Below are 12,268 nucleotides of genomic sequence, written 5' to 3'. Positions count from 1 at the left end.
TTGCAGGATTCTCATGGGAATTGAAAAAGGGATTTTTAACCGCACATCGCTCCTTCTCGGGAACGATGTTATGGACCGTATCTACCAAAAACGCGTCATCATTTTCGGACTCGGCGGAGTCGGCAGCTGGTGCGCCGAAAGCCTCGTTCGCTCCGGCATCAAGGAACTTGTTCTGGTGGATTCGGACCGCGTGTGCGTTACCAACGTGAACCGCCAGCTGATGGCCACCACAAAAACAGTTGGCCAAGTCAAAGTCGAAGTCCTCAAGAATCGTTTGTTAGAAATTAATCCGCATGCAAACATCATTGCACTGCAGGACATCTACGAAGAAGCAAACACCGAGAAATTCCAGCTGGACACTTTCGACTACATCATCGACGCCATCGACAGTCTCGAAAACAAGATGCAGTTGCTTTGGCACGCCACGCGCACCAAGGCCACCGTATTCTCTTCAATGGGAGCCGCTCTCAAGATGGATCCGACGCGAATCAAGGTCGCCGAATTCTGGAAAGTTGCCGGTTGCCCGCTCGCACGTGCACTCCGCGACAAGTTCAAGCGCAAAAAGAAAAAGCTCGCCAAGAAAGTGTTGTGCGTTTACAGCGACGAGCTCTTGAAAAACCGTGGTCAAAATTCTTCTTGCGGAACCGCCGCCTGCATGTGCCCGAAAGTTCGCCAGGAAAAGAGCGAAGCAGAACTCAAGAACGCGGAACTCGTCGATCACGAATGGTGCAGCAGCAAGGCCCAAATCAACGGCACCATGGCACACGCCACCGCCATTTTCGGATTCATGATTGCGGGCCTCGTGATGAACGACATTTACCAGAAAGCGTTGAAAGCTGAGTGAGTTACACCAGCGAACTCAATTCGACAATAGCATTAAGTCAAAATACATCATGCGAGTATGCAAAGCCGCAGACGATTCTATATTCCGATACCGACATTCCTGTTCTTCAGATGAAAACATGTACCGAAAACCATTAGCCTCATAAAACGAAAGCGGAACAGGCTGATTATACGCATCAACCACTAGATAACGACATCCGGTCTTGTTATCAGGATCAACAAACCACTGTTTGATATAATCAAGCAGTTCGCTTCCGACATGCTGTTTCTTAAAAGGTACACCTACACCAAGTCGACCTATCAACACAGCAGGATATATCAAGTCCCGTTTTTCCCAAGGTAGATTTTTGCCTATCTGTTTCTTTCGTGCATTTGGAAGATAGTTCGTAAAAATACTTGCATTAGATACAGTAAAAGCACAAACTACATCTTTCAAAGTAGAAGAATCCACAAAAACATAGGTTTTACCCATCAGCTGTTGGCTATACTTAACGGCATCCCTAGAAAAGAACGAATCAAGGTCTTCGTTACCACAAGAAAAAGTATTACAACGATTTAAAACTGATGGAGTCAGAGCCGTGCGAATGCAATTAGATTCTAAAAAGGCCATTTCCCTTCAGCCCTTAGTTTAGCAATTCGTGCAGCATTGCGCATATCAAACCCACTCCACTCGGAATGTTGCCGAGTAAAGTCGATGGATCCGCGGTTACGTTCTGCCTCTTCCGCTTTTTTCACGAAAGATTCCGCCACCGCATCCGTCAAAATCGGGATATTGCTAATTGCTAGGGCCATAATCTTTCTCCTAATATACATTTTAACGTTCCAATTTGCAATTCTAAATATCGCCGTTGCCGGAATCCAACTGAATACGAATGTATTTTTTCTTGACTCATTTAGCCTCCTAGTTTTGAAAAAAAGAAAAAGCATCCGATTTTTCTCGGATGCCTGAGGCCTTTTCAAGGGTCATGCATTAATGTATCAATATTTGAATATAGTGGCAAGCGGCGATTTGTAACTTTACTGTAAAATAACTTACAGTCCCAGCCTGCGGCCTTGATGGTCATCTTTATTGGCGATTTCTTCGAGCATGTTTTGCAAAATCAGTTCTCGTGTGCGCAAGTCGGCAGGGACATACGCAAGTTTACGGCGGACATTCTGAAAATCGCTGATAGACACGTTATCGCAAGCAAGAACTTCTCTTGGGCATTTATCCCCAAAGAACGATGTCCATGTTTTCGAAACCTGCTTAGATTCCATATAGTCAAACGCTAGCTTCAGCTGAAAACGCCGACGGATAGCCCAATCCAAAACGTTCTCGTAATTCGTCGCCGCGATAAGCATTCCATTGAACGAATCCATTTGGCAAATAAATTCATTGACTAAAGTCACTTCCCAGTGATTTTTCGCATTGCCACGATTTTCAAAGAAACTATCAGCCTCGTCAATGAAAAGAATAGCATCGCTCTGTTCAGCTTCTCGGAACATTTCACGAATGTTGCGTTCCGTATCGCCCACAATTCCGCCAAGGATATCGCTTGCACGTTTCACGAGCAAATCGCGACCAAGAATATCTTGAGCAATATGCTTTGCATAAGCCGACTTCCCCGTTCCCGGAGGACCGTACAAAAAGATATTCAAATTTTCTCTGCGACCATTCAATTTCGAAGCACGCCATTGCGCATCGAAATTTTTAAGCATCGGAACGACATAGTCAATATTCTTTATATCCCCGCTAGAAATGCGGACACATTCCATATTATATTCACTTTCATTCGTTTTCTGCGAGCCCATCGATATGCACAAAAGTTTGGCATGAGACGTCGCAATTTCACGAACCACATTCAACGGGGAAAAATCCACCGCCTGCATCCGCTGCGCTTGACGAACCGCCAAAGTAATACTTCCCGCCATTACAGGAATTTCCTTCGCAATATTCTCTATTTCATCGTTGCACAAAATTGATTCCGCCTGCTGAGCTTTAAGAACGGACTGCCAAATCGCAACGCGTTCCTTATTACTGAACGTGAAAAATTCCAACGAATAGTCAAACCGGCGACGAGTGCTATTTTCAACACACGCAATATTATTCGTAATCCAAATAACAGGCGTTTTCAGATTCTCAAAAATGATATTTAGCAAACCTTTTTCCGCCTGATTCAAAACCAAATCAGCCTCGTCCATCAGGATTATGCCACCACTCCGCTCACATTCCCAATCAGCAAGCAACATAGAACGCAAACGAGTCTGCAAAAAGGATTCCTTATCCATAGATTCGTCACCCAAGCCCACAGCAAACAAAGGAACATTCAACTCCTGAGCAAGCGCTTTCGCAAGTTCCGTTTTTCCCGTCCCTTCACGACCGTAAAAAAGGATATTGAGAGGCGAGCCATTCTGATGAGTTTTCAGCATCTGCAAAACAAAGGATGCCTGCGGATTCGTCTTGGCAATTTGAGCATAATCAACACAAGGCTTTGGCGCAGTTTTCAAATCCATAATTCTCGACATATCCGAAAATCCATACAGAAAATCGCTCACCTCGCTCGCCAAATACAGTTCCCGCCGCTTGATTTTCAAATCTGCATTTCGATTCGATTCCTCCATACGCACCAGCTGAAACTTGATAAGTGCACTCTCCTTTGAACAGAGGTCATGCAATGTCGCCGGTTCCAATCCCGCAATCAAAGAAATTCGCCTAAACGATCCACGTTCGGACGAATCAAAATAATCGAACATCGTCGAAATTTTTTCAACCTTAAAATACATCTTATGATGATCGCGAAGCCACAAGTACAGCACAAGATCCAAGGCTTCATCCGAAAGATGGAAAAGACGCTTCAATTCAAAAGCCCTCTGCATCGACACATCGCTTTCAACGCATCCGCCAGCAAGCCAAATCGAAGCACATTCCGCAATTGATTGCGCCAACAATCGACGCGTATAAGCATCACCATCGCCCCAATGAGCAACAAAGCTCAGGAAATGCTTAGCAAAAATGATCCTTCGGCTTTTATGGAATTCTTCAAGAAGATCCTTCGCCTTGTACCACTTATTCTCAATCTCCGTCGTAATTCCAGTAGGAAGTTCAATGCGTTCACGGGCTTCATACACTCTATCCAAAAAAGTCGCAATGCATTCATCCGTCATATACTTGTCACAAAAGACCCTACAATCCCCATCTGGATAATACCGCATAAAGCGGCTCCAAAATTCCACAATTTTCAAGTCCATAAAAGTCGGCTGACCGCTCAGAGACTTTTCAGAGACACCTTCTTTACCAAGCATTTCGCGCTTATTTTTAAAGTAATTTTCGATTGTATTTTCGTAATGTAACTGCATGGTTTTAACCTCAATTTTGCACCATGCAATATAAAAGAAACGCACGACAATTGATGTCGTGCGAGGGGGAAGAATTATTTAATAAGTTCGCTATATCAAGCTATTCCGATAATCGTTCATCACATGCAATATTCTCAAAATAGCCGATACTAAATCTTCATCACAAGCATTTGAATCAAATGAACATAATTCAAAAACACCATCTTCATTCAAACAACGATTCTGATCAAATGCATCAAAAAAAGGATGACTAACTATTTTTTTCGTTTCTTCAACCGATTCTCGTCTTGTTGAAAGCGTCACACTCATCTTTCCTAATTCATCCATAGTTGCAAGCATAACCATTGCATTTGGTACATTCGTATTTAAATCCAATTTAAACCCTATAGATCGTTCACTATACCATTTAGGAACAGATTTTAAACTTCCCAACTGTTGCTTCACATTTCCAAAAAGTTTTTCTATTTTTGCATAAAATGGATGATGAGTAGCATATTTCTCTGACATATTCCCTTTTTTCACAAAATCATTCCATTCTTCAATATATGTCCGCTGTATATAACCGAAAGGATGATTAATCGGAAAAAACACAACGCCAGGATATAAAGATTTTTTATTTGCGGGAAGCCACTTTTTATCTAAATCCTTCATTCCCCATATAATAACAATATCTGGCGTTAATTTTTCCATCACTTTTTCAAAAGCTAATCTAGACATGTCAATATAGTTATCATAATCGGCTTTAAGCCAATCATGATTTCTCGGACGGGGCCCAACTGGTTTTTGAAAAAAATTAAAAAAAGCTAGATTTTCCCATACATAGTCAGAACATTTCGGTCCTGAATGAGCAAGCATTTTTGCAGTATTTCGAAAACCTCTATATCTTGGCATTCCAATCAATTTGGGAAAATCGGCAAAAGAACCAAAACTTTGAGTGTAATTTTGATCTAAATAATCACCAACAAGAACATCATTGGTCAAAAAATGATCGTTTTCTTTTTCCGCCCTCAGCTTTGGATCCGTAAGGTAATGTGATTCGCCTAAAACAAGAATTTTTTCAGGGCATTTAAAATACCCTTTACCAATATAAGGCCAATAATTAACATCATTAAGGCCTTCAAAAATATTTTTGGTTTCCCGCATCATTTCTGCATAAACAACGCCCATAAGCACTCCTTAAAAAGGTCATTCATTCAGTTTTTTTACAAAATCCGACATCGAAAGTAAATTCAGTCTTTCATTATTTGAAAATGTCGAAAAATTTATTAGTTGCTTGTCGTCCCCACAATCATATAGTACAACTTCTTTTTTCTCTTTACGACAAGTCCAAGATTCAACAAAACCAAATCCAGTATCTATCATACATGTTGTAACTTCATATTTTTCATTAACAAGATAATCTAAGGCTTCATGTATAGTCATATTATAGAACCTTTTAATAATTCATGATATAAAAATAAATACGGAACCAAGAACAAGCAATAATTATTAATTAAAAGCTAAAATTTCGCAATTTTTTCAACGCGCTCTTCTACATAAAGACCTTTTTGAACAGCGACACACATCAACGCTCCATAAATTTCCCAAAATTGTGGTCCATGAAGGCGTTCTCCACGAGCCTTCGAACCACATTCCGTATAATGAATATGATGAGCATATTCATGTATAGCCGTTTCTTTTAAATGTCCCCAAGTAGCATATATACGAATTCTGTGCGTATCATAGATATAAACGCCAGCCCTTGTCTTAGGTTTCTTATCAACGACAAACAATTCAAAAGGTTCCTTGCAAGGATAAATTTTATGCAAGAAATCCTTGAAATAATCTGCACTAGGGTAATTCGCCATATTAAATTCCCAGTTCCTTCATTTTTCAATAGCCATAATCAACTCCTTTATGTTTTATGACTATCAAAAATGTAGATTCAGCGCACGACAGTTAATGTCGTTGATACGACCATAAAGGAGATTCCCGCTCGGAGGCGGGAATGACATTTTAACTACTTGATCTTATCTCCGCAGAATTCTTGGCGGCCGCATTTTTCGCAGTGGGCACCCATCCAAAGCGTGTCAAATTGTTCGATGGCAGATTCGACGATTTGCGAATCGTTCGTGAGGATTCCCGCTTCAAAGTTGCGACGGAGGGAACTTTTCATGCCGATACCTGCGCCTGTCAAGTTTGCAGAGCCGATGTAAGCGGTTTCGAGGTCGAAAATCATCATCTTGAAATGGACTCGCGGACACATGACGCGTTCAAGGTCGGTTGAGAGAATCTTATAGCGGTCAAAATCTTCGCGGAAGTTCGGGCCGGGTTCTTTTGCGTGAATGAGTCGCACGCCTACGCCACGCTTGAGCAATCCTGCAAGTTGTCCGAGCAGCGGAATTGATTCGCCGTTCTGCTTCACGTAAACATCCTTGATGTCGGCGGTGCCGATCCAGAGCGTTTCGCGGACTGTCGCGATACGGGAAATCACTTCGGAATAGTGTTCTTCGTTTTGGATGTACTTGGTGAACGTGGACATGGAAAGAAATATAGTATTGTCGCACGACAATAGATGTCGTCGGAATTATATATATTAAAAATACGAGATGGCGATGCCGGAACGGAGTCCGGCATGACAAGGACGGAGGTCTTATGGAAAATCCGGGTCGCGGCGAACGCATGGTGCGAATTTTTGTGTACCTGATGGCACACTATAACAACCGTTACAGCGTTACGGATATCATACGCAATCTGGATATTCCCGCAAACGAATTGCGGAGCGTGCAGCGCGACATGCAAGCTTTGACAAATCTCGAAAGCCGTTACATCCAGCGCATTTCCGATGGAGGCAAGACTTATTACCAGGCAGCGCTCGAACGTGCGAACAAGCTCGTATTCCCGGAGTTTGGCGATATGGTTTTGCATTTTGTCTTTTTGCAGCGCATTGCAAACTTATACCCGGCAACAGCAAGCCTTATCGACGACCTCACCAAGAGAATCACGCAGGATTTGCCCGCAAAGCAGCAAGATGTTTTGAAGAGCTATTCGAAAGAATTAAGCGGGCGCATTCTCTTCATGGGGACTCCGCCCAATTACGATGAAGACGTGAGCAAGAACCTGCCGACTATTCTGAACGCGATTCGTCAAAAGCGGAAGGTACAGATAAAATACACAGACAACTGGGGAACGCCATCGGATAAGCCACGCGTTCCGCTGATGGTCGCCATAAGTCACGGAGACATTTATATCGGCTGCGTTTCGCAGCACCACCCCGACAAAACTTACACATTAAAATTGCAGCGTATTGAGTCTGTAAAATTGCTGAAGGAGACTTTTGAAGAAGACCCTAAGATGGTCGAATCACTACGCAAGCGCATCCGCACAGGCTCATTGCTTTTGGGCGAACAGAATCCGCAAGAAGAAAAGGTCGTCATTTACTTCCCGAAATACGCCAAGAACTTTTTGAAGGAACGCCCGTACCACCGATCCATGAAAATGGAAGACGCGCCGGACGACGAGATTCGCGTGACGATGAAGGTCGAGGTAAACGAGCTGCTCAAGCAGTGGATTATGTATTATGGGAACATCGCGACGGTCCAACAGCCAAAAAAGTTGAGGCAGATGATACTGGAAACGGCGAAGGCTCTCGTAAATAAGTACGAAAGATAAGGGAGATTCCCGCTCGGAGACGGGAATGACAAAGGAGCCGAGTGATGCAGAAACATGCTTGCATGTTTCTATATCCGAGGCGAACTAGTCAGCCCCGTTAGGGGAATGACAGCAAAATCCCCCTCGTTATTACCAAAATTACGGTCTTGTTATAGAATTTTCCTATAAACAAGCAACTTTTCTTAAAAAATTTTATAATTCATCCTATTTTCCTATTGGACTAGTAGGATTAAGTTTTTAAATTATGCACGTCAAACGAACGAGGCACCCCGCAAGGGAAGAGCCTGGAGGATTTCACTATGCGATGTCGAATGTGTAACCAAGCCGAAGGCAGGCGGGCCTAATACCGCCAAAATTTAACGCTCAGGATTGAGCAAACCCATTAACAATCGCGTCGCCCGACGCCAACAGTTACAAAACGTTCGGGCGAACGCGAAAATTTGCGCAAAGCGCACAAGAGGATTTAAATAATATGACGACTCAGAACAAGCTCCATTTCGAAACTCTTCAGCTCCACGTTGGTCAGGAACAGGCAGACCCGGCAACCGATTCCCGCGCAGTTCCTATATATCAGACCACCTCTTACGTGTTCCACAGTGCCCAGCACGCTTCTGACCGTTTCCACCTGAAGGATGCAGGCAACATTTACGGCCGCCTCACCAACACTACGCAGGATGTTTTTGAAAAGCGCATCGCTGCTCTCGAAGGCGGTATCGCAGGTCTCGCAGTCGCTTCTGGTGCAGCAGCCCTCACCTACGCCATCACGGCTCTCGCCCGCAAGGGTGACCACGTGGTCGCACAGCGTTCCATCTACGGTGGTACTTACAACCTCTTGGAACATACGCTCAGCAAGTTCGGCATTGAAACGACTTTCGTCGACATCCACAACCTCAAGGAAGTCGAAAGCTCCATCAAGTCCAACACGAAGCTCGTCTTCATTGAAACGCTCGGCAACCCGAATTCCGACATCCCGGATATCGAAGCCATCTCCGAACTCGCTCACAAGAACAAGATTCCGGTCGTGATCGACAATACCTTCGGTACTCCGTATCTGATTCGTCCGATTGAACACGGTGCCGACATCGTCGTTCACTCTGCAACGAAGTTCATCGGCGGTCACGGTACGACTCTCGGCGGCGTGATTGTTGACGGTGGCAAGTTCGACTGGGCAGCATCCGGCAAGTTCCCGCAGTTCACCGAAGTGAACCCGAGCTACGGTGTGCCTTTCACGGCAGCAGCTGGCGCAGCAGCTTACATCGTTTACATCCGCGCTATTCTTCTCCGTGACGAAGGTGCAGCAATTTCCCCGTTCAATGCATTCCTCCTCTTGCAGGGCACTGAAACGCTTTCTCTCCGCCTTGACCGTCATGTGGAAAACACCAAGAAGGTTCTCGAATTCCTCGCCAAGCACCCGAAAGTTGCAAAGGTCAACCACCCGAGCTTCAAGGATCATCCGCAGCATGAACTTTACACCAAGTACTTCCCGAACGGCGGTGGCTCCATCTTCACGTTCGATGTGAAGGGTGGTCAGGCAGAAGCCTTCAAGTTCATCGACAGCCTCAAGATTTTCAGCCTGCTCGCTAACGTCGCCGACGTGAAGAGCCTCGTTGTTCACCCGTACACCACGACCCACTCGGAACTCACTCCGGAAGAACTCGCCGCAGCAGGCATCTCTCCGGCAACGATCCGTCTCTCCATCGGTACGGAACACTACGAAGACATCATCAACGACCTCGCACAGGCTTTGGATCAGATTTAAAAAACAGTAGACAGTAGGAAGTAGGCGGTAGGAAGTTAAAGCAAAATAAACTTCACCGCAAGCAAAAATCTTCCTACTTCCTACTTCTAACTAAATAAAAGGATTCTACAATGTCTAAAATTTACGCATCTGCTGACCAGCTTATCGGTCATACCCCCCTCCTTGAACTTTCCCACATCGAAAAGGAAAACAATCTCCAAGCTAAGATTGTGGCAAAGCTCGAATACTTCAACCCCGCAGGTTCTGTCAAGGATCGTATTGCCAAGGCAATGATCGACGACGCCGAAGCTGCCGGCAAGCTCAAACCGGGTTCCGTGATTATCGAACCGACTTCTGGTAACACGGGTATCGGTCTTGCTTCTGTCGCAGCCGCTCGCGGCTACCGCATCATCATCGTGATGCCGGAAACCATGAGTGTCGAACGTCGCCAGCTCATCAAGGCCTACGGTGCAGAAATCGTTCTCACTGAAGGTGCCAAGGGCATGAAGGGCGCTATCGCCCGCGCTAACGAACTCGCTGCCGAAATCAAGGACAGCTTCATTCCGGGACAGTTCGTGAACCCGGCAAACCCGGCTGCCCACAAGGCTACGACGGGTCCGGAAATCTGGGAAGACACGGACGGTAAGGTTGATATTTTTGTCGCAGGTGTCGGTACTGGTGGTACGATCACGGGCGTTGGCGAATACCTCAAGTCCAAGAATTCTGACGTGAAGGTTGTCGCTGTCGAACCGGAATCTTCTCCGGTACTCTCCAAGGGCGTTGCAGGTCCGCACAAGATCCAGGGCATTGGCGCAGGCTTTATCCCGGATACTTTGAGCACTTCTGTCTACGACGAAGTTCTCCCGGTCAAGAACGAAGACGCTTTCGCTGCCGGCAAGGCAATTGCCAAGGCTGAAGGCATTCTCGTGGGTATCTCTTCTGGCGCAGCTTTGCATGCAGCAATCGAACTTGCAAAGCGTCCGGAAAACAAGGGCAAGACGATTGTCGCACTCCTCCCGGATAGCGGCGACCGTTACCTCTCCACTCCGCTCTTCGCTGACTAATTAAGTGGTTAGACGAAAGAACGCCGCGTTGCGGCTACAGACGAAAGGGTAATATGGCACTTTGTGCAATAAAATATCTCTCGTCTCTAGTCTTTCCTCTCTCGTCTAAAAAGTATGGTAAGTGCCTCGCAGTTCCATTCGCTACGCGGTAGAAACCATCCTCTCAACAAAAGCTTATTGAATGCAAACGCTAGAAGGTTCCATTCGCCTCTCTAGCGTTTATTTGTGTTTTATACAACGCATTGTCATCCCGGCCTTGTGCCGGGATCACCAATTTTCAAAAAAGAACGGTTTTAACATGTCACAGAAAAAGCGTGTCGCTGTTGGATTGTCGGGCGGTGTGGACTCCGCCCTTTCTGCGTATTTACTAAAAAAGCAAGGTTACGAAGTTGTCGGCATGACGATGGCAACTTGGGACGGCTCCGTAAAAATGCCTGCGGTTGAAGGTCGCGAAGGCTGCTACGGCCCAAGCGAAGACAAGAATATCGAAGAGGCAAAACTCGTTGCCGAGCGTCTCGGGATTTCGCATTACGTTGTTCCGGTCGCCGAAGATTACAAGCGCGAAGTTCTCGATTACTTCCGTGCGGAATACCGTGCAGGGCGAACGCCGAATCCGTGTGTACGCTGCAATCAGAGCATCAAGTTCGGAGCGCTACAGCATGCCGCGCGCAAGCTTGGGATCGACTTCGACTACTTTGCAACCGGACATTATGCACGACTCGATTTCAAGAATCCCGATCTTCCGTTCTTGTACGAAGCGCTAGACGAACATAAAGACCAGACATACTTTTTATCGCGACTCTCGGCAGAGCAACTTTCCACTGTAATTTTCCCGCTCGGTGGAATGCAGAAAGCAGACGTGAAAGCGCTCGCGAAGGAAATCGGCTGGGACGATTTTGCAACAAAGCGCGAAAGCCAGGACTTTATCGAGTGCGGCGATTACTCGGTACTGTTTGACGAGAGCGACAACGTTCCCGGAGATTTTGTCGATGTGAACGGCAAAGTTCTCGGAAAGCACAAGGGCATTGTGCATTATACAATCGGGCAGCGCAAGGGTCTCAACATTGGCGGACAAGCAGAACCGCTTTACGTTGTGGCAATTGATGCGCACCACAATCAGGTGATTCTTGGACCGCGAAGCGCTTTAAGCTGTACGGAAGTTTCTGCCGTTGACTTGAACTTGATGGTTTCGGAGACTTCACCGCTTTTGAAAGAGCCGCTCATCGCACACATTCGCCTCGGACACAAAGGCGCTACTGCAAGAATTACATCATTGGACACTGCCGCTGGCACGATTAGCGTGAAATTTGACGAGCCGCAATTTGCGTCGGCACCAGGACAAGTGCTCGTGCTCTACGCGGATAAAGGCGTGGTTGCAAGCGGAATCATCGGGAAGTAAAAGAAGAAAAAAATTTGCCAATTACACAAAAATCCTACCCGATTGGGTAGGATTGCTTTTTAAGAGATAGTTGGCAGTAAAATGTTTTAAATGGTGTAGTCTTTTTCCATCATACCGTAGTCGATGAGAATTTGTTCGAGGCGGTCCTGCGTCATCGGGGTCGGGATGGTGAAGAGTTCGTTCTCGTCGATGTTCTTCGCGAGTTCGCGGTAGACGTTGGCCTGGCTGCAATTCGGT

General features: G+C 45.7%; 12 protein-coding genes and 1 pseudogene. 5 read left to right on the top strand and 8 right to left on the bottom strand.

Features of this window, described 5'->3' with window-relative positions; translation table 11 throughout:
• Window positions 1-13 precede the first annotated feature (13 nt).
• A complete protein-coding gene (locus ACJMM9_RS06005; protein ID WP_405324710.1) occupies window positions 14-844 on the top strand; it encodes a ThiF family adenylyltransferase in 831 nt (276 codons plus the stop codon).
• A 15-nt stretch (window positions 845-859) separates the two neighbouring features.
• Here ACJMM9_RS06005 and ACJMM9_RS06000 read toward each other — a convergent pair whose 3' ends face one another.
• The 7 genes from ACJMM9_RS06000 to ACJMM9_RS05970 all read right to left on the bottom strand — a co-directional run bounded on the left by ACJMM9_RS06000 (window position 860) and on the right by ACJMM9_RS05970 (window position 6,700).
• The gene (locus ACJMM9_RS06000; RefSeq protein WP_085491286.1) at window positions 860-1,453 is read right to left on the bottom strand and encodes a GNAT family N-acetyltransferase; all 594 of its coding nucleotides are present in this window, start codon (window positions 1,451-1,453) and stop codon (window positions 860-862) included.
• Window positions 1,441-1,635, bottom strand: coding sequence for a hypothetical protein (locus tag ACJMM9_RS05995; RefSeq protein WP_405324708.1), 195 nt, complete (start codon window positions 1,633-1,635; stop codon window positions 1,441-1,443). The genes ACJMM9_RS06000 and ACJMM9_RS05995 overlap by 13 nt, the downstream gene beginning before the upstream one ends.
• Window positions 1,636-1,875: 240 nt before the next feature.
• Complete coding sequence (locus tag ACJMM9_RS05990) at window positions 1,876-4,179, bottom strand: AAA family ATPase (RefSeq protein WP_405324706.1); 2,304 nt, start codon at window positions 4,177-4,179, stop codon at window positions 1,876-1,878.
• A 90-nt stretch (window positions 4,180-4,269) separates the two neighbouring features.
• Complete coding sequence (locus tag ACJMM9_RS05985; RefSeq protein ID WP_405324704.1) at window positions 4,270-5,346, bottom strand: hypothetical protein; 1,077 nt, start codon at window positions 5,344-5,346, stop codon at window positions 4,270-4,272.
• Window positions 5,347-5,364: 18 nt separating this feature from the next.
• Entirely contained in the window at window positions 5,365-5,601 is a 237-nt protein-coding gene (locus tag ACJMM9_RS05980) for a hypothetical protein (protein WP_173560936.1), read from the bottom strand.
• Between the two features lie 77 nt (window positions 5,602-5,678).
• The gene (locus tag ACJMM9_RS05975; RefSeq protein ID WP_405324702.1) at window positions 5,679-6,026 is read right to left on the bottom strand and encodes a hypothetical protein; all 348 of its coding nucleotides are present in this window, start codon (window positions 6,024-6,026) and stop codon (window positions 5,679-5,681) included.
• A 152-nt stretch (window positions 6,027-6,178) separates the two neighbouring features.
• Window positions 6,179-6,700 carry a phospholipase D-like domain-containing protein gene (locus ACJMM9_RS05970; protein ID WP_405324700.1) on the bottom strand — a complete coding sequence of 174 codons (522 nt, stop codon included), beginning with the start codon at window positions 6,698-6,700 and terminating at the stop codon, window positions 6,179-6,181.
• A gap of 113 nt (window positions 6,701-6,813) precedes the next feature.
• On the opposite strand from ACJMM9_RS05970, the gene ACJMM9_RS05965 reads away from it, so the two are divergent.
• From ACJMM9_RS05965 to mnmA, 4 genes are all read left to right on the top strand, one after another.
• Window positions 6,814-7,830 (top strand): helix-turn-helix transcriptional regulator, encoded by a 1,017-nt coding sequence (locus ACJMM9_RS05965; protein ID WP_405324698.1) that lies wholly within the window; start codon window positions 6,814-6,816, stop codon window positions 7,828-7,830.
• 472 nt (window positions 7,831-8,302) lie between these two features.
• On the top strand, window positions 8,303-9,589 hold the full coding sequence (locus ACJMM9_RS05960; protein ID WP_405324696.1) for an O-acetylhomoserine aminocarboxypropyltransferase/cysteine synthase family protein: 1,287 nt from the start codon (window positions 8,303-8,305) through the stop codon (window positions 9,587-9,589).
• Window positions 9,590-9,699: 110 nt separating this feature from the next.
• Window positions 9,700-10,632 carry a cysteine synthase A gene (gene cysK, locus ACJMM9_RS05955; RefSeq protein ID WP_088641598.1) on the top strand — a complete coding sequence of 311 codons (933 nt, stop codon included), beginning with the start codon at window positions 9,700-9,702 and terminating at the stop codon, window positions 10,630-10,632.
• A gap of 298 nt (window positions 10,633-10,930) precedes the next feature.
• Window positions 10,931-12,031, top strand: coding sequence for a tRNA 2-thiouridine(34) synthase MnmA (gene mnmA / locus ACJMM9_RS05950; protein WP_405324694.1), 1,101 nt, complete (start codon window positions 10,931-10,933; stop codon window positions 12,029-12,031).
• A gap of 86 nt (window positions 12,032-12,117) precedes the next feature.
• On the opposite strand, the pseudogene nifH reads toward mnmA, so the two are convergent.
• Window positions 12,118-12,268: pseudogene (nifH, locus tag ACJMM9_RS05945) on the bottom strand (nitrogenase reductase); the annotation flags it as partial.

The organism is Fibrobacter sp. (genome assembly GCF_045112255.1).
In the GTDB taxonomy this organism is placed as follows: Bacteria; Fibrobacterota; Fibrobacteria; order Fibrobacterales; family Fibrobacteraceae; genus Fibrobacter.
Note: the sequence above shows the minus strand (reverse complement) of the source record. Positions and strands in the feature narration are given on the sequence as shown.

Excerpts from the sequence above, each read along its gene's own strand:
- ACJMM9_RS06005 (WP_405324710.1), top strand. The coding sequence starts at position 14 with ATGGGAATTGAAAAAGGGATTTTTAACCGCACATCGCTCCTTCTCGGG.
- ACJMM9_RS05995 (WP_405324708.1), bottom strand. The coding sequence starts at position 1,635 with ATGGCCCTAGCAATTAGCAATATCCCGATTTTGACGGATGCGGTGGCG.
- cysK (WP_088641598.1), top strand. The coding sequence starts at position 9,700 with ATGTCTAAAATTTACGCATCTGCTGACCAGCTTATCGGTCATACCCCC.
- ACJMM9_RS05980 (WP_173560936.1), bottom strand. The coding sequence starts at position 5,601 with ATGACTATACATGAAGCCTTAGATTATCTTGTTAATGAAAAATATGAA.
- ACJMM9_RS05965 (WP_405324698.1), top strand. The coding sequence starts at position 6,814 with ATGGAAAATCCGGGTCGCGGCGAACGCATGGTGCGAATTTTTGTGTAC.
- ACJMM9_RS05985 (WP_405324704.1), bottom strand. The coding sequence starts at position 5,346 with ATGGGCGTTGTTTATGCAGAAATGATGCGGGAAACCAAAAATATTTTT.
- ACJMM9_RS05970 (WP_405324700.1), bottom strand. The coding sequence starts at position 6,700 with ATGTCCACGTTCACCAAGTACATCCAAAACGAAGAACACTATTCCGAA.
- ACJMM9_RS05990 (WP_405324706.1), bottom strand. The coding sequence starts at position 4,179 with ATGCAGTTACATTACGAAAATACAATCGAAAATTACTTTAAAAATAAG.
- mnmA (WP_405324694.1), top strand. The coding sequence starts at position 10,931 with ATGTCACAGAAAAAGCGTGTCGCTGTTGGATTGTCGGGCGGTGTGGAC.
- ACJMM9_RS05975 (WP_405324702.1), bottom strand. The coding sequence starts at position 6,026 with ATGGCGAATTACCCTAGTGCAGATTATTTCAAGGATTTCTTGCATAAA.
- ACJMM9_RS06000 (WP_085491286.1), bottom strand. The coding sequence starts at position 1,453 with ATGGCCTTTTTAGAATCTAATTGCATTCGCACGGCTCTGACTCCATCA.
- ACJMM9_RS05960 (WP_405324696.1), top strand. The coding sequence starts at position 8,303 with ATGACGACTCAGAACAAGCTCCATTTCGAAACTCTTCAGCTCCACGTT.